Here is an 18032-nt window from a genome sequence, read left to right on the forward strand (position 1 = left end):
CACGGCCGGTTCACCTGTCGCAGGTTGGGCCGGCCCGCTTCTTTACCAGATATGACGTCCGGGATGCTCGGCTAGCTCAGTGCGGGTGCGCGCTCAGGAACAATGTCGTGCAATCCGGGCCAAGCAATAGAAGTGTCGCACAGAATCAGGAAGTGCCTGACCAGTCCGCCCCGCAAGCGCCGGTCAAGAACCCATCGCTTAGGCGCAGGGCGGGGTCCTCAGTCGTGATCGCTTTTGCAACACCGCCTTGGGGCAAGGTCTGATCCAGACGCTGGCGGTACAGTATACAAAGTTTCGCAAACCCCTTGGATTGTGGCGACAGACGCAAGGCTGACACTCCGACCCAGCGCAATTGGTCAATTTGATGGTCGGTGCAGGCATAGCTGTCGGATAAGGTCTGTACCCCGTTCATTGCCATGAAGGGCCTGCCGTCGCCGGTCAGAACCTCGAGCCCGTCGGGGTCGTCTTCGCAAGCGAATTGGCAGTTGTCCTTGGTGCGCCCATGTAGGCGAGCGTGATAGCAGCGGCCAGAGATGGCAAGCGGTAACCGGCCGTGACCCCAGACCTCGATCGCGATATCCAGGTCATTGGCAACCCGCGTCAATGCCTCAACTGATGCCAGGGGCAATTCCGGCGGCAGACAGACTCGATTTGCGCCGCGGGCTGCCAGCCAGTTCAGCGTGCCTTCATTGTAGACATTAACCAGCGGTCCTACCGTGAACGCGCAGCCCTTGGGCAGATGGGCCAGGGCGGTCAAATCATTGACCTCGACCGTCACACCCATTTCGGCCAGTTCGGCGGTCAGTTTGCGTTCGCGTTTCAGCGTGATCAGCGCAAGACTGGTGAGGGAAACCTGTTTCCCGGCCTCGATCAACGCGGCAATCGCATCGGGGATGCGGTCCTGGTAGAAGGGCAGGCGTTTGGAACAGACCAACTCGCCGATCACCACACGATCGACCGGAGACTGGGTCAGGTCCTGATAAAACCCGGTCCAGAAATCGGCGGGCCAGAAGAACTGGCTGGGCCCGACTGTCAGTTCCATCGCGTTATCTCCATGTTTTCTTGTAGGCGCCGGTTGTCATGGCCTGCCCCTCGGACAGGCGGGCCAGCATGGCCTCGGGCATCGGGCGCCCGGCCTCAAGCGCATCCACCGCCGCGCGGAAATTGCGCACCACTTGCGCGACATAGGATTTCGACCGTTGCCGCCCTTCGATCTTCAGCGCCGTAACGCCCGCTTTTTGCAATTGCGGGATCAACTGCTCGGCGTTCAGGCTGACAGGATCTTCGAACAGATGTCCGGTTTGGGATCCTGCGGTGAAACATCCCTTGCACAGGGTGGGGTAGGGGGCCGGTTCCCCCTTATCGACCCGGTGGATTAGATAACCGCCCAGACGCGCATCCAGAACGCCCTGATCTTCTGAGTAATCCACATGGCTGGCGGGTGAGCAGACCCCGTTCATATTTGGTGACAACCCGGTGGCATAGGAAGAGAGCGAACAGCGCCCTTCGGCCATCACGCACAGGCCGCCGAAGACGAACACCTCAGTCTCAACCTCGGTTTCGGCATTGATGGCGGCAATCTCGGGTACGGACAGAACGCGTGGCAGGACCACACGTTTGACGCCAAACGTGTCTGCATAGAAATTGATTACATCGGCATTGGCAGCGGCGGCCTGCACAGACAGGTGCCGTCGCAATCCAGGGTGGGTACGGGCGGTGTGGTCCAGCAGTCCAAGATCGGCCAGGATCACCGCGTCTACGCCGCAAGTTTCGGCATCTGCTACGGCGCTGTGCCAGATCGCCTCATCCCCTGCGCGCGGGAAAGTATTGATGGCAACCAGCACTTTTGAGCCGTGTTGATGGGCGAAACTTACAGCATCGCGCATTTCGCTGCGATTGAAATTGAGGCCCGGAAAGTTACGGGCGTTGGTTTCATCGTTGAAACCGCAATAGACCGTATGTGCCCCCGCCTTAACAGCTGCCCGCAAGGCGGCAGGCGTTCCTGCCGGGCAGACGATTTCCATCACCATACTACTGCGTCCTCGGGTCGGGTCAGGCAGAGGCCGGTTTGACGCTCGGCCAGGGCAATCAGCTGCTGTATCGGACGCGCGAATGGCCCGGAAAGTCTGGCCGCTTCCTGCGCCAGGTCCAGTTCGGCATCGTCCACGGCATTGCGCAGGGCGAGGGCGGCGCCGGTATCGCCCTCAACCACCAGATCGCGCGAGAAAAACAGCGCATCGCCATCAAAGGCCCCGTGTACCAGACCAAGCAAGGCCGCAAGCGGACCCGAGATCCGGGCCACTCCTTTCCCCCGACCGCGAGTCAGGGTCACCTTTGGTCGACCATCGTTGGGATTGAGACACAGAACAATCGGCAGGTCGACCGGGTCGAGTACAAAATCGGTCTGCCTGTATTCGCCCAGGCGCTGAAACAGGCCGGGTGAGGTGCGGGCGATCTTGCGCGCAAAAACCGTCAGCGACAGGGACAGGGGTGCAAGCGGTACCAGCCGCAGCGCCGCCGCCAGAGGGGCGGGGCAGTGCGGTATTGTTATGTGAGGATCGGACAAACTGACCTCCGGCGGTTTAGCAGGTCCTGCTGTCGTAGGCGGGTGCAGGTGCCCGTTAATTGACTGTTGTCAATTCTGCGCGACAAAATCGTTGTTAGGGGAAGGGCAGATTACCGGAGCTGTCCCATTCGCACCTTACCGAAATTTCCCACCCTTCGTGATTTTCTTGGTTGGAGCGAAAGCACCGGCCAATTCCAGGCGGTGTCCGAACCCATCTCTTTGCGCCACCAGATGACGGCCGTGCATCGCGCTGTTTTGGAAGCACAAGGGCCGGTTCTGCGGTTTGATCACCCGGTAACGGCGCAGGGCGACCGATTGGATTTTCCCGTCGTAGTCAATCTGTTCGGCACAGCCCGGCGTGTCGCCGCCGGGCTGGGCGTTACGCCAGATGGCCTGGATGAATTGGGGTCCTTTCTGGCGGCGCTGCGCAGCCCCGCGCCGCCGGATGGGTTGCGCGATGCCCTGTCACGCTGGCCGATGCTGAAGGCGGCGTTGGCAGCGCGCCCAAAAACCGTTCGGTCGGCGGCGGTTCAGGATGTTGTCCACACCGGGACAGATGTCGACCTGTCTGCATTGCCGGTACAGACCCATTGGCCGGGCGATGCCGGGCCACTGATCACATGGCCCGTGGTGGTGACCCGCCCGTATGACAGCGATGCCGGGGATGTCAGCCGCTACAATGCTGGCATTTACCGTGTGCAGGTTCTGGACCGGAGCCGATTAATCATGCGCTGGCTGCCTCATCGCGGCGGGGCGGGGCATCATCGCAGCTGGGTTCAGCGTGGTGAAAAAATGCCTGTGGCCATCGTTTTGGGTGCTGATCCGGCAACGCTGTTGTCAGCGGCGTTGCCGCTGCCGGAAACCGTGTCAGAGTTGAGTTTTGCAGGTGCCCTGAACGGCACACGACCCCGGATGATACCTGCCATATCTGTGCCACTGTTGGTGCCGGCCGACGCCGAGATTGTGTTGGAAGGCTGGGTTTCCCCGACCGATACCGCCCCCGAAGGACCGTTTGGCGACCACACCGGATACTACAACCCAGCCGAGCCGTTTCCTGTGATGCATGTCACCGCCGTGACCCATCGTGAAGCACCAGTCTACCTGTCCACCTATACCGGTCGCCCCCCGGATGAACCTGCCATCATCGGCGAAGTGTTCACCCGACTGTCTTTGCCTACCATCCGCGCGCAGATACCCGAAGTGCGTGACCTCTGGCTGCCACCTGCCGCTTGTTCGTATCGCATGGCGATTGTCAGTATAGACAAACGCTATCCCGGACAGGCGCGGCGGGTGATGATGGCGCTTTGGGGGATGTTGCCGCAATTTAGCTATACCAAGATGATCGTGGCTGTGGATGACGATATCGATCCTTCTAACTGGGACGACATCGCCTGGGCGCTGGCCACCCGCATGGACCCTGTGCGCGATGTGATGTTGCTGGAGAATACTGCCATGGATTACCTCGACTTTGCCTCGCCCCAACCCGGATTGGCGGGCAAGATGGGCATCGATGCCACCAACAAGATCGGCTCGGAAACCTCGCGCGAATGGGGTGAGGTCATGCGAGCTTCGGATGTCGATGCGGCCTTTGCTGCTGATCTGTTGGGCCGGATCATGCCGGGGTTGAGCCAATGAGCGCTGCCCGTGTCATATTGGGGGTATCCGGTGCATCGGGCGCAGCGCTAAGCCTTGCTGTGGCGGGCAATTTGTCGGGGTTGGGAGTTGAGATTGATCTGGTCGTCAGCCCGGCGGCCAATCTTACGTTGGCGCAGGAATGCGGCGCGGATGCGTTGGACGATCTGTGCAAGCTGGCCACCCGACACCATGCCACCGGCGACGTCGGGGCAAGTATCGCTTCCGGCTCAGTCTCGGTTGCGGGCATGATTGTTGCGCCTTGTTCGATGCGCACGCTTGCAGCGATTTCGTTGGGTCTGGACGACAACCTGCTGACCCGAGCGGCCAGCGTGCAGCTTAAGGAACGCCGCCCTTTGATCCTGCTCACCCGCGAAGCGCCGTTGACGTTAGCGCATCTGCGCAACATGACATCTGCAACGGAAATGGGGGCCGTGATCATGCCGCCTGTGCCCGCCTTTTACCTCAAGCCGCAAAATTTGAATGACGTGATCGATCAGATTGCTGCGCGGGCTGTTGATTCCCTGCGTTTGAGTTCCCCCACCGCCGCGCGCTGGAATGCGGGTGCGTGAACAGGGCGCGATTTGGATGTTAGGGAACCCATAATTCTGCCACTATGGTGCAATCTATTGGCGAGTATTGGTTTTTTGGGATTCTCTTATTGTGAACGCTCTTTTTCCTGACATTTCGGCAGCACCAGTCAAAACACCCATTTTTAATGTTGAGACCGAATTGAATGGCGCCGTTCGGGCAGAGCTGCGCCAATTGGAGGCCCGCAAGCAGTTTGCGCTGAACATGCTTTTTGCCCTGGCCTTGAGTGTCTGGGCTGCCATTTTCCTTGCTGAATCCGTGGGCACTTTCTTTATTTCATGGCATTCGAATCTGGGCCTTTCGGCGGCTGGTGAACAACCTTGGACCGCGTTGTTCGTCGGGCTGCTATGCTTGTTCTTTGCGCGGTCGAGCGCGTTGAAAGCAGGCAGTTTCTGGGCGATCTGGACGGGCCGCGCGCCTGTTATTCTTACTCCAACTGAGCGTGTGCCCGAGGCGGTGACTTATTCGATTGAGCAAGATCACGTTACCGCACAAGAGAAGGATTTCACTGAATCTTGGCATTTTGCGCATATCTCTAGACTTGAACGCAATGGGCGGTTCGTGATGTGGCGCAGCCCCGATATGCGGTTGCTTTTTATCCCCTTGCCGACCGAGCAAGATGCCCAACACCTGCTACGCAAACTCAAACAGGAAAGCCGATCGGGCAAAGGCAGTTTTGCGCTGCAAGACGCACCGGATGCGGCGTTGGTGCAGAATATCTCGGCCCGGGACGCGGTTGAGGCGCTTGAAGGAGTCGCAAGGAAAACAGGAACCAAATGCCCCAATAGGTTGGATTCTGTTTTCAACTATTTGACCTTCTTGATCCTCACCGGGTTTGCTGCGCTTGGCCTGTGGTCCCTTGTTTCGGGTAATACCGTGCAGGCAGGTTTTCCGCTGTTCAATCAGCTGTGCGTCGTGCTGTTGGTCACCGCACTGATGGCGCATGCATCGTTTTTTCGAAAGCATCTGCCCCGTCTGCGGTATCTGCACTTTGCTCGGTACGGGCTTGTGCGCGGCATCGCCTGGGGACCGACCGCCGTGACCTGCGACACGTCAGGGTTAGAGATCTGGCGGGAAGGCAGGGTTTTGCGCATCGGCTGGAACATGGTGCGCGCGGTATACTGCGAAAATTATCTGACTGTTGTTGAGCTGACCGACGATCAGGTTTTCGTCATCCCTGAAATCCCCTCGGCGACAAATCTGTTGGCTGCCCACCGTACATCGCGAGGATTGGGCGCATGGGATGGCGCCAGACATGCCACGGTACCGAAACAGGGAAAAAAGAAACGGTGGTGGTCGTTCCTGATCAGCGGCGTGGTCTGGTTGGTTGTTTTCGTGACGATCTTGGGATTCATCGGCTGGCTTCAATCCAAACCCGCCGCAGCCGAGATGCTGCGAAATCCAACCCTGCCTGCATGGTACGAAGAGGTTTCGCCACAGGATCGACGGGCCGCTTTGGCAGCAGACAGATCCGTGAGCCAACCCCTGTTTGATGAGAAAATGCGGGTCGAAGAGGCCGGGTATGAAATCGTCAGACAGGGATTTTTTGTTGTTCACGACCGGTCCAGTCTTGAGGATTTCGGTGAGGTTCGCCTGACGGTGGATCCGATTTTCGAACGCGCCACATTGCATCGGCTGCGGATACATCGGAAGGGAAAGACATTTGACCAACTCGACTTGCCGTTTCGAGAATTGAGTCTGGAGCGTGAACTCAAATCCGGCGTGATGCAGGGCGATATAGAATATTTCGGCCAGATCTCCGATCTGCGCGTGGGGGATGGCCTTGAGATCATCTGGTCGAAAAAAGCGACAACACCGGTTTTTCCTGATCAGTTCCACTATTGGGCAGACAAGCCCAGAGTCAGCAGTTGGACGGAGAGGCGGATAAGCATCGACCTGCCAGCGTCGACCCGTTTTGGTCTAAATCATACCGAAGACTTCTCGATCAACCGCTACGAAGCCAATGGGCGCACGGTCTTGTCGTGGGCCTTTGGCGAGATTGAGGAGGAAGACGGAAACCTGCATGCGGCAGAGGCCTGGGATGTCTCGAATGACGGGATGCAGCTGTCCACGTTTCTCGATTGGGGGCAGATCGCACAGCGCTTTGCGACAGATTACCGACCTCGTCCTGATCTTTTGCCCGATGATCTGATCGCGATACTTGAAGAGATCGCGGCGCAATCGGACGACCCCGAATGGCGCGCGACCCAGGCCCTGCGGCTGGTTCAGGACCGTGTGCGGTATTTCAGTGTTTCCATCGGGGAAGGCGGTTGGATACCCCGTACGCCGAATACGGTCTGGTCCACAGCTTACGGGGATTGCAAGGATAAGGCGCTGTTGCTGATTTCGATGCTGGCGCATCTGGGTATTCAAGCCGATGCGGTCATCGTGGATCATGAAATCGGACCTGCCTTGCCACGCATGTTGCCGTCGCCCTTTGTTTTTGATCATGCGATTGTTCGCATTCGCGATGTACAGGGCGATTGGTTTGTTGACCCCACCGACTTGTTGCAGGGCGGAGTCGGCCGGGCCATTTCGCTGACCGATTTCACCTGGGGGCTGCCGCTGTCACCGGACAGCACCGAACTGGTCGAGATTGTGCGGCATCTTCCAGCTGAGCCCACGTCCGAAGTTCTGCAAGAGTACACTTTGTTGGATGAAGGTCCGGTGGCTGCCATTCTGGATGTGACCGAAACCTGGCGCGGTGTGAACGCAGATTACAGGCGGTGGCTTTTTGATCGTCAGGATGAGGAAAAGCGGCACAAGAATTACGAAGATTGGTATGCGGATCGCTTTCCCGGTGCCACGCATCCCGATGCGATGGTTGTTGAGGATGATCTTGACGCCAACGTCATTCGGCTGGTGCAGCGATATTCCCTGCCGCGCGACGGGTTCGAAGAAGATGGCCTTTGGACGGACCTGAGCCATTTTGGCTATGTGGTTTCGGATCAGCTTTACGAGCTTGATGATGACGCGGCGTTGGCAGGGCAATCGCAGGTTAATAATCCGATCCACGCTGTACACACAGTGGTCATGCGCAATGTGCCGGCATCCTTGAACCAACCGGTCGGTTACAGCTTTGAAAACCGCTTTGTCGATTTTGAAACCAAGGGCGAGTGGAACGAAGCTGAGGCGTCCTTGCGCTATGAGTGGGTCCTGAAAACCAAGAAAACCACACTAAAACCCGGAGATGAAGACGCCTGGCGTGAGGCGGCTGATTACGTTGAAAATCATGACATTTACAACGTCAACCTGCATCAAAACCTGTTCGGCCTGGAATTGGATAAGCCGGTCTATCTGGGGATGAACGGAACCCAGCTGATGGTTCTTCCCCTGCTTGTGTTGGTGGCCATGATGATGTTTTTGATGTTCCGCAGCGGTGTCAGAGCTGAAGTGGCAGCCAGCCGCGCAATGATGGACGCGGACCGGCGCTAACGCCCGCCCCGCCCTTGTTATCCCTCTTGCCGGGAAGACAGGATCCAATCCCGCACAATCTCGGCCTTTGGTGTCAGGGGGCGAGTTTTGGACCACACCAGATAAAACCCCTTGCCCGTTTTCCAGGCCCATTCAGGACGCGCCGCCAGCATGCCCTGCCGCACCAGCGGAGCTACGACATGATGCCAGCCAAAGGCAAAGCCCTCGCCCGCCATCGCGGCCTGCAAAACCAAGGCATAATCGTTCAGCCGCAGACCGGTACGAGGGGTGACCTCGGCGATGCCAAAGGTGCGAAACCACTGTTCCCATGTGGGGCGTTCACGGACCGGCTCCTCTAGGTGAATAAGCCGTTGATTCAGAAGGCCGGGCACATTCTTGAGCGTGACGGCGGCGGCCATGACGCGAGGTGAAGCGACGGGATAGATCACCTCATCCGATATCAAATGCGCGTCGCAATCGGGCCAATTGCCATCGCCCAACCGCACGGCAAGGCTGATAGTTTCCACATTCAGGTCCGGCTCGCGATCGCTGGATTGCAGGCGCAGCTCAATATCGGGATGATTTTGCTGAAACGATGCTATTCGAGGCATAAGCCAGTAGTTGTTGAATGCCGAGGAAGCGCTGAGTGTCACGTGATCATTGCTGGCAAATTGCCGGATCGAAGCTGCAGAATGCGACAGCAGCTCGAACGCGCGGGTGACATCTGAAAACAGACGGTTTCCTGCATTGGTCAAAGTGATCCTGCGATGGCTGCGCCGAAACAATACGACGCCAAGTGAGGTTTCCAATTGCTTGATCGAGGCACTGACGGCGGGTTGCTGCACATTCAACTCCTCTGCCGCTTTGGTGAACGATCCCGTGCGTGCGGCAGCTTCGAAGACGACCAGATGGCGAGGAGAGGAGAGGAGGGACCAGGGTTTTTGCATAACTTCAGGTTATGCTAAACATCAATATTTTCAACCGTCACAGAGATGTGGTTGAGCGCTATGGTTCTTGAAGAAACATGGCGATGAGGGTTTCAATGGCACGGCGCGCTCGGACATCCAGAAAACGGCAGGACACACATATCGCTGTGCCCGCCTCACCCTTTATTCAGCGCCAGGCCCCGTTTTACGATCTGCTTGACGAGGAGCAGGTCGTTCGTCTGGAACGTCAGGTGGATTGGTTTTTGCAGGACGTCGGCATCGCCTTTCGTGACGACCCCGAGGCGCTTGCGCTATGGAAGTGCGAAGGGGCACAGGTCGACGGTGATATCGTGCGCGCCCCTGCAGATTGGATTCGCGCCCTTTGTGCCAAGGCACCGCGTGAGTTTACTCAGTTGGCCCGCAATCGGGATCGATCGGTTGTCATCGGCGGTCGAAATCAGGTTTTCGCTCCGGTCTATGGCGCCCCTTTTGTGCGTGATCTGAAAGGTGGGCGGCGTTATGGCGATCTGAACTCCTTTGAAGACCTGGTGCGCCTTACCTACCTGCACCCAAACTTGCATCACGGGGGTTTTGTGACCTGCGAGCCGTGTGATGTTCCAGTCAGCAAGCGGCATCTGGATATGTTGCTGGCCCACATGACGCTAAGCGACAAACCGCATCTGGGCGCAATTACCGAGATGAGCCGCGCTCAGGACAGTGTCGACATGGCCGAGATCGTATTTGGCGCGGATGTGATGGCGGAAAACTGTGTCATCATGGGCAACGTGAACACCAATTCACCGCTGCTGGTGGATCGGGTGGTGACGGAATCCGCGCGGGTCTACAGCAGCCGGGGGCAAGGTATGATGGTGGTGCCGTTCATCCTGTCCGGGGCGATGGGGCCGGTGTCGACCGCCGCCTCGGTGGCCCAGGCATTGGCCGAGGCGATGATGGTCTGTGCATATATTCAACTTATCCGTCCCGGTGCGCCTTTTGTACTGGGGAACTTCCTGTCTTCGATGTCGCTGAAATCCGGCGCGCCGACTTTTGGCATGCCCGAGCCGGTGATCTCGAATTATGCGATCGGGCAACTCGCGCGACGCGTGGGCCTGCCTCTGCGCTGTGGCGGATCGCTGACAGCGTCCAAGATCGAAGATGCGCAAGCCGCGTATGAAAGCGCGGATACGATGCATTCGACCATGTTGGCCGGGGCGAATTTCGTGCTGCAATCGGCGGGCTGGCTGGAAGGTGGACTGTGCGCCGGCTTCGAAAAGCTGATCATGGATGCGGACCGGCTTGGGTCTTATCAAAAGGTTCTGGACCTGGGGCTGGACACATCAGACGAAGCGCTGGCCAGTGACGCCTATGAGGAGGTTGGTCCCGGCGGTCATTTCCTGGGCTGCGGTCACACCATTCGTAATTATCAGGATGCGTTCTATGAACCCGCGCTCAGCCACAGTGAAAACGTCGAAAGCTGGGAGGATGAAGGTGCCAAGGACATGCGCACGCGGGCTTATGAACGCTGGAACCAGATGCTGAAAGATTATGAGGCACCTCCCATCGACGTGGCGTTGAAAGAAGAGTTGGAGGCATTCGTTGCCAAACGCAAAGAAAGCTTGCCCGACGCCTGGTACTAAGTTCCCCGACCTTTCACCTATGCCGGTCAACCAAGGAAAACACGTATGCCCGAGATTCAAAAAGACGAAACAGCCACCGGCAAACCGTTGCCGTCCCACGCCAAGGTCGTTGTAATTGGTGGCGGTGTCGTTGGCTGCTCGATCCTGTTTCATCTGGCCAAATTCGGCTGGAAGGACGTGGTGCTTCTGGAACGAGATGAGCTGACCTCGGGTTCAAGCTGGCATGCGGCGGGGCAGATTCACACGATCAGCTCGGACCCGAATATCAGCCGTCTGCAAAGCTATACCATTGATCTGTATAAAGAGATCGAGGAGACCTCGGGCCATTCGGTTGGATTGCATATCACTGGAGGTTTCTACGCGGCCTCGACCAAGGAGTGGTACGACTATCTGAAACGCGAGCGGTCCAAGGCGCGCTATATGGGCCTGCATCAGGAGTTCATTTCTCCGTCCGAGTTGGCCGAACGGCACCCGCTGGTCGATCCGAAACACTACTATGCAGCGCTGTGGGATGATCAGGACGGCGATCTGGACCCGTCGGGGGCGACCTATGCATTTGCCAAATCTGCGCGCGTTTATGGTGCGCAGTATTTCACCCATTGCGGTGTCACCGCGATGTCGCAGCGACCCGACGGCTCGTGGGACTTGAACACGCCCAAAGGTCAGATCAATGCCGAACACGTGGTGAATTGTGGAGGGCTGTGGGCGCGCGAGGTCGGGCATATGTCTGGCATTCACCTGCCGGTTCAGCCAATGGAACACCATTATCTGATCACCGAGAAAATCCCTCAGATTGCTGAGCGGATGGAGATCATGGGAGAGGCGGGGCGCCTGCCCGCCGGGATCGACTATGAGGCCAACATCTATTTCCGGCAGGAACGGCAGGGGATGCTGCTGGGCACGTATGAACCGAAATCAACCCCTTGGAAGGTGAGCGGCACGCCGTGGGATTTTGGGCATGAGCTGCTGCAACCTGACCTTGACCGCATTGCCGATCGGCTGGAGATGTCGTTTGAACGCATTCCTACCATTGGTGAGGCTGGGATCAAGGATATGATAAACGGTCCCTTCACGTTTGGTCCTGATGGCAACCCAATGATCGGCCCGGTGCCGGGGATGAAGAACTATTGGGTCGCAGTGGGCGTCATGGCGGGCTTTTGCCAGGGTGGCGGCGTCGGCCTGACCATGGCTGAATGGATGATCGACGGAGAGCCTTCGATCGACGTCTGGGCCATGGATGTGGCGCGGTTTGGCGAGTTCGCAACGCCAGACTGGGGCACGATCAAATCCTCGGAAAACTACGAACGCCGTTTCGTGATGACGTTTCCGAACGAAACGCTACCCAAGGGACGGATGCAGAAAACCACCGCGCTTTATGATCGTTTGGTCGCAAAAGGCGCGCGGATGGGGCAGGGCTTTGGGTTGGAAAACGCGCTGTGGTTTGCCGATGGTCCTGAGGACGCGCATGAAGACCCGACTTTTGAGCGCAATCGCAGTCACGACTATGTCGCGCGTGAGGTGAAAGCGGTGCAAGAGGCTGTTGGTGGGATCGAGATTGCCAATTTCGCCAAACATGAATTCAAAGGCGCGGGTGCGCGGGCCTATCTGGATTACGTGCTGGCCGGGTATGTGCCCAAACCGGGGCGCCTGACGCTGACACCGATGTTGACGCCCAAGGGTAAGCTCTTTGGTGATTTGACCGTGGCCTGCTTGGCCGACGATCACTTTATCCTGTTTGGTTCAGGCGCCATGCAAGAGGCGCATCGCCGCTGGTTCGAAAAGGACCTGCCGGATGATGTGAGCTATGCCAACGTGTCGGACGATTGGCACGGAATCGCATTGTCTGGCCCCAAATCCCGCGAGTTGTTGGCGCGGCTGACGCGAGAGGATGTCTCGGCCGAGGCCTTCAAGTTCCGCGATCTTCGCCAGACCTTTGTGGCCGGTGTACCGGTGATCCTGAATCGCATCTCGTTCAGCGGCGAACTGGGCTATGAGATTTATTGCAAGCCGCAATACCTGTTGCGTCTGGCCGAAGCGATTGAAGAGGCCGGGGCCGATCTGGGCTATCGCTGGTATGGGGCCCGCGCGTTGATGTCGATGCGGCTGGAGAAAGGGTGGGGTGTCTGGACGCTTGAATTCCGCCCGGATTTCAATGCAGTCGAAAGCGGCATGGAAGCCTTCATCAATTGGAACAAAGAGTTTGTCGGCAAGACGGCGACCGCGGCGGCCCGCGCGGAAGGCGCCAAACAGAAGCTAGTGACCATGACAATCGACGTCGACGGAATTGATGTGTCGAATGATGAGGCGATCGTGAAAGACGGCACTGCCGTCGGTTATGTCTCGTCCGGTGGCTATGCGCATCGGGTCGGGGAGTCGATGGCCATGGGGTATGTTGCCGCGGACCATGCCGCGCCGGGAACGATCCTACAGGTGGAAATCCTTGGCGCGTTCTATGACGCCACGGTTCTGGGTGCACCAATTTACGATGCCAATGGAGCCAATATGCGCACCTGAGTAGTTGGTCGAAAAGCCATCCGCGCACAGGTTACAAGACCGTCATCATTTTGTTGGCTTGTAACCTGGCCTGCCATCAGCGTTCGTCAAAAGCGTTGTTCACGGTGTGATGCACCGGCTTCAGCATATAGGCGAGCAGAGTATTCTCGCCTGTGGTCATCTCTGCCACCACGGTCATTCCGGCCTGAAGAGGACGTTCATACGCGCCGCTGCCAATAGATTTTTCGGCCAACTGTATCGAAGCCCGGAAATAGGTTTCGCCTGTCATCTCATCGACAAGCGACACCGAATCCAGCCCGCCTGAGCAGATTACGATCGTTTTCATATTTTGAACCCTTGTTTTGTTACCCGGGTAGGCTGCGACCGGGATGCACCCTGTTACACACGGGGGCTAGGCGTGCCAATCCTCCATTCCCGCAATCACGCGCTTGTGGTAGATGACCCGTGGGTCGTACGGCGTGACCAGATATTCACTTGCTGTGTTCAACACCGGGTAAACTAATCGGCATGATCCTTGAAACTATCTGGAAACAAGAAATTGCACCCTCTAATCTTCCACTGACATTTGGCCGATCAACCCCGGGTTTAAGCCACCAGCAGCCGTTTTGGACCACAAGTGCGAGTCAGCGTAGGAATTGCCGTATCAATACTTGTCGCGCTTTCAATCGGCGCGTCGACTTTTGTGGTGCATTCGCTGTGGTGGACGACCGCGAGGGAAAACAGTCGGATGTTGGCGGCCGAGATCAACAGTCAAATCGCCAACACGGTGCGGATTGAAGTTGGATTGACCCTAAGATCCGCCGAAGCGGCCTGGGCCGCGGTCCGGACAATATTTGTCCAGAATGTGATTCAGACACAGCAAGCCGACAAGCGAGAGTTTGTGTTTCTGTCGCAATTGCAGGCGCAGCCCAACATATCGTGGATTACCTTCGGCTGGCCTGACGGGGACTTTTTCGCCGCCCACCGTTTAGGCGACAGTGGGCTGGAGATGATCGAAATCAACGACGAGATCCGGGATCGGAGCCTGCGTAAGGACCGTTACATCTTTATTCCGGGGGACATCCAATTCGAAGACCGCTCGTTTTCGCCAACCCAATATGATCCGCGCGATCACGCCTGGTACGGTAATTTCATTGATCGCGATACGCCGGACTGGATCGAGGTGCGCGACCTGCCGGGTAGCGACAAAACGGTCTATGCCTTTGCCGGGGCAATCGACGTGAACCGCAGACGCCAAGGCGTGTTGACGGTGGCCATTGAAACGGATCGCCTGTCGCGCTTTCTGGGATCATTGCGGCCGGGTGAGTTTGGCGCGGCCTATATTCTGAGCGCGGATGGCAAGGTGATCGCCGTACCGGACCCGGATGCAGATGAGGTCACCCCGGCGCGGATGGGTGAAGGTGAGCTGTACGAAGTTGCCAAGATGTCTGGGGAAACCCTTTTGGCGACCTCTGGTCCGAATGTCGCCGGCAGTTTGACGACCCGTGTGGTGTATGACGACGTGCCCTATGCCGTGGCACTGACCCCGCTTGGATTTTACGGGTGGCGCGTGGCCACGGTCATCCCCGAAGCCGCCTTCCTGTCAGGTATCGACCGGACGCTCGTCAATCTGATTTATGCGCTGCTTGGGGTGGTTGTTGTGGCGACCGGTCTTGCCATTTGGTTAATGCGCAAGGTTGTGGCAAACCCTTTGTCGCGCGTTGCCGAAGACCTCAGCCGAATTGAACGTTTCGATGTCGAGCAGGTCTCGCGGCGTCCCTCGCGCCTGAAAGAGCTAAATAACCTGTCCGCAGCGACGGCCAACATGGCGGCGGGTCTGTCGGCGTTTCGAAAGTATGTGCCGACCGATCTTGTGCGAATGCTGGTGGCGGCAGGTATCAAGACGCAGCCCGGAGGGGAAACAAAAACGATATCTGTGCTGTTTTGTGATGTGTCGGGTTTCACCGGCCTGACCGAAAAGCATGGCCCGAAGATTGTCGAGTTGATGGCACCATTCTTCAGCGCTGCGTCATCGACCATTGAACGGCATCATGGAACAATCGATAAGTTCATCGGGGATGCGGTGATGGCGTTTTGGGGTGCCCCGCGAGAAAATCTCGACCACGCTGAAGATGCCTGTCGTGCTGCGCTGGAACTCGTGGACGTGGTCGAAAGTGCTGGCCTGCGAAGTGACTCTGACGATTCCCTGCGCGTCAGGGTCGGTCTGAACAGTGGTGAAGCTCTGGTTGGGAATATCGGATCGGAACAGCGGCTGAACTACACGGCAATTGGGGACGTCGTAAACGTAGCAAGCCGTCTGGAGGTGGCCAACAAGGCCTATGGCAGCGCGATCCTCATTGGACCCGAAACACGGCGAGAGGCAGGTGACGCGATCATCGTCCGGGAACTGGATACGCTTGAAATTGCCGGCCGGTCCGGAGAACTGGTTGTTTTCGAACTGATTGCCATGACTGACAGTGTCGCTGAGACCCCACCGTGGATCGAGGCTTATGAAACAGGTCTTGCCCATTACCGGGCCAGACGCATGTCCGAGGCGGTCGCGTCCTTTGAGACCGCAGATAATTTGCGCGGGGGCGATCCTGCGTCCGTTTTGATGATCAAGCGAGCAAAAGCGTTGCTGGCGGACCCTCCGCCAGGCGATTGGACGGGCGTTGCATTCATGGATGATAAGTAGTGTTTCCTTAGGATGTTTGAGGCGTGAGGCGCTCGTCACTGTGTTTTCTGGCGTCATCGCCTTGAAATTTTGTTTCGTTTTGCCGGTAAATACTGAAACATCATGACAGCGCGAGCTTGATAGTTTAGTTGTTCAATTTAAAGCAAAATTGACAATGTCTCGGTGAATATAGTGGAACACGTAACCTTCACGTTCGAGATGGGAGTGGTGTGCGCTTTGTTGGCCTTCACCGTTTTCCTTTTCGTATCGGAAATTGTCAGAATAGACCTTTCTGCGATACTGGTTTTGGTTCTGGTCGGCCTTCTTAGCTACGCTCCGGGGCTTGAGAACCTTGCCAATGTTTCGCAACTGTTCGACGGATTTGCGTCCAATGCGGTGATATCCATCATCGCGGTTATGATCGTGGGGGCGGGTCTGGATAAAACCGGCATCATGAACAAAGTTGCGGCGGTCATATTGAAATATGGGGGCACCGCCGAGAACCGGGTGCTGCCAATTGTTTCGGGCACGGTCGGCGTTATTTCATCCTTTATGCAGAACGTCGGTGCGGCCGCATTGTTCTTGCCAGTGGTCAGCCGAATTTCCTCTAGGTCCGGAATTCCGCTGTCCCGCTTGCTGATGCCCATGGGGTTTTGCGCCATTTTGGGCGGCACGATGACAATGGTGGGCTCATCACCGCTGATTTTGCTTAACGATCTCGTCATCACTGCAAACAAGGGTCTGCCCGCTGATCAGCAGATTGAACCATTTGGTCTTTTTTCGGTTACACCAATCGGAGCGGTCCTGATCTTAACTGGGATCGCGTATTTTCTGCTGCTTGGGCGGTGGGTATTACCGGGCGATACCGGATCTGACAGTACCGGCACAGGGCAGGGTACGCAGGAATATTTGCAACGGGTGTACGGGCTGCAGGCAGATGTTTTCGAGGTGATCGTGCCCGAAGATAGCCCGCTGGTGGGGCGCATTCTGGCTGATATCAACCACGAAGAACACCTATACATAATCTCTACGTTTTATCGTGGCAAAACGTCGATGGTTCAAGTCCTGACCGCCGAGATTGCAGCACCTTGCAGATTGGCCATCATCGGAAACCGCTGGGATGTAGAACAATTTGCACTGAAATTCGGTCTAACGGTTCTGCCGGATTTGGATATCTTCGTTGAAGAATTTGCGCCGACCAATGCCGGCATAGCCGAAGTCGTTGTGACGCCCGATAGCAAACTGATCGGAAAATGCCCGCGCGAGCTTTTGTTTCGCAAGACCTATGGCATGTCGTTGCTTGCAATTCACCGCGGTGAAGAAACGCTTAGCCATGTTGAAACCGACACGCACGAATCCACTCAGATCGGGCTCGAGGAATTTCACGCAGGGGACATGCTTGTTGCACATACCCGATGGGACAACCTGATGCGCATTAAGCGTGATCCTGATTTTGTCGTCGTGACAACGGATTTTCCGCAGGATGAATTGCGGCCGCAGAAGGTCGGTTGGGCCTTGGCCTTTTTCGCAATTTCCCTGTCGCTGATTTTGTTCACCGACGTTCGTTTGTCGTTGTGCCTGCTTACCGGAGCCGCGGGAATGATGCTCACACGTGTACTGAGTGTGGATGAGGCCTATCGCGCAGTCGGATGGAACACCGTATTCCTGCTGGCCTGTCTCATACCGCTTGGGCAGGCGGTGCAAAACACCGGAACGGCGGCATGGATTGCCCAGCAAATCATGATCATTCTAAACGGCTGGCCGATATGGGCGCTGCAGGCTGGTGTCGCGATATTGGCCACAGCCTTTTCGTTGGTCATGTCGAATGTCGGGGCCACTGTCTTGCTTGTGCCGCTTGCCATTTCGATTGCGGTGGCGGCAGGAGGCAACCCAGCTGTCTTTGCACTGACCGTAGCAATCTCGACCTCGAACAGCTTTATTATTCCAACCCATCAGGTCAACGCGCTGATTATGGGCCCTGCAGGTTACAAGGTTATGGATTTTGTGCGCTCGGGTGGAGTTATGACAATTCTGTTCCTGGTTGTTTCCTTGTTGATGCTTAACGTCATCTACTGAACTGCCCGGGCGCGCAGCCCGAT

General features: G+C 57.2%; 12 protein-coding genes. 7 read left to right on the top strand and 5 right to left on the bottom strand.

Annotated elements, in window-relative coordinates; translation table 11 throughout:
* Window positions 1-145 precede the first annotated feature (145 nt).
* Genes ubiV through ubiT form a run of 3 tightly spaced genes read right to left on the bottom strand, consistent with a single transcriptional unit; the run spans window position 146 to window position 2566 of the window.
* On the bottom strand, window positions 146-1042 hold the full coding sequence (gene ubiV / locus ACR0AJ_RS16425; RefSeq protein ID WP_480706546.1) for a ubiquinone anaerobic biosynthesis protein UbiV: 897 nt from the start codon (window positions 1040-1042) through the stop codon (window positions 146-148).
* Window positions 1043-1046: 4 nt separating this feature from the next.
* On the bottom strand, window positions 1047-2024 hold the full coding sequence (gene ubiU, locus ACR0AJ_RS16430; RefSeq protein WP_480741407.1) for a ubiquinone anaerobic biosynthesis protein UbiU: 978 nt from the start codon (window positions 2022-2024) through the stop codon (window positions 1047-1049).
* Window positions 2024-2566, bottom strand: a complete 543-nt coding sequence (ubiT, locus tag ACR0AJ_RS16435) for a ubiquinone anaerobic biosynthesis accessory factor UbiT (protein WP_170551017.1) — start codon at window positions 2564-2566, stop codon at window positions 2024-2026. Before ubiT ends, ubiU begins: the two co-directional genes overlap by 1 nt.
* Before the next feature lie 126 nt (window positions 2567-2692).
* Here ubiT and ACR0AJ_RS16440 point away from each other — a divergent pair, with 126 nt between their 5' ends.
* The 3 genes from ACR0AJ_RS16440 (at window position 2693) to ACR0AJ_RS16450 (ending at window position 8224) form a co-directional block, all read left to right on the top strand.
* Window positions 2693-4201, top strand: coding sequence for a UbiD family decarboxylase (locus ACR0AJ_RS16440; RefSeq protein WP_480741409.1), 1509 nt, complete (start codon window positions 2693-2695; stop codon window positions 4199-4201).
* Window positions 4198-4770, top strand: coding sequence for a UbiX family flavin prenyltransferase (locus tag ACR0AJ_RS16445; RefSeq protein WP_480741374.1), 573 nt, complete (start codon window positions 4198-4200; stop codon window positions 4768-4770). Before ACR0AJ_RS16440 ends, ACR0AJ_RS16445 begins: the two co-directional genes overlap by 4 nt.
* A 160-nt stretch (window positions 4771-4930) precedes the next feature.
* Window positions 4931-8224 carry a DUF3857 domain-containing transglutaminase family protein gene (locus ACR0AJ_RS16450; RefSeq protein WP_480741375.1) on the top strand — a complete coding sequence of 1098 codons (3294 nt, stop codon included), beginning with the start codon at window positions 4931-4933 and terminating at the stop codon, window positions 8222-8224.
* A 17-nt stretch (window positions 8225-8241) separates the two neighbouring features.
* Here ACR0AJ_RS16450 and ACR0AJ_RS16455 read toward each other — a convergent pair whose 3' ends face one another.
* Complete coding sequence (locus tag ACR0AJ_RS16455) at window positions 8242-9150, bottom strand: LysR substrate-binding domain-containing protein (protein ID WP_480648347.1); 909 nt, start codon at window positions 9148-9150, stop codon at window positions 8242-8244.
* A 95-nt stretch (window positions 9151-9245) separates the two neighbouring features.
* On the opposite strand from ACR0AJ_RS16455, the gene ACR0AJ_RS16460 reads away from it, so the two are divergent.
* Together ACR0AJ_RS16460 and ACR0AJ_RS16465 are read left to right on the top strand one after the other, a co-directional pair.
* Window positions 9246-10766: a trimethylamine methyltransferase family protein gene (locus ACR0AJ_RS16460; protein ID WP_480648345.1), complete on the top strand. Its 1521-nt coding sequence runs from the start codon at window positions 9246-9248 to the stop codon at window positions 10764-10766.
* Between the two features lie 45 nt (window positions 10767-10811).
* A complete protein-coding gene (locus ACR0AJ_RS16465; protein WP_480741377.1) occupies window positions 10812-13280 on the top strand; it encodes a GcvT family protein in 2469 nt (822 codons plus the stop codon).
* Window positions 13281-13356: 76 nt separating this feature from the next.
* Here the strand turns inward: ACR0AJ_RS16465 and ACR0AJ_RS16470 are convergent, their stop codons facing one another.
* Window positions 13357-13605, bottom strand: coding sequence for a hypothetical protein (locus ACR0AJ_RS16470; protein WP_170351229.1), 249 nt, complete (start codon window positions 13603-13605; stop codon window positions 13357-13359).
* A 291-nt stretch (window positions 13606-13896) separates the two neighbouring features.
* Here ACR0AJ_RS16470 and ACR0AJ_RS16475 point away from each other — a divergent pair, with 291 nt between their 5' ends.
* Window positions 13897-15954 carry an adenylate/guanylate cyclase domain-containing protein gene (locus tag ACR0AJ_RS16475; protein WP_368040049.1) on the top strand — a complete coding sequence of 686 codons (2058 nt, stop codon included), beginning with the start codon at window positions 13897-13899 and terminating at the stop codon, window positions 15952-15954.
* A gap of 171 nt (window positions 15955-16125) precedes the next feature.
* Complete coding sequence (locus ACR0AJ_RS16480) at window positions 16126-18009, top strand: SLC13 family permease (protein ID WP_437436691.1); 1884 nt, start codon at window positions 16126-16128, stop codon at window positions 18007-18009.
* The last annotated feature ends 23 nt before the right edge of the window (window positions 18010-18032 follow it).

Source organism: Ruegeria sp. CJ9 (assembly GCF_056536625.1).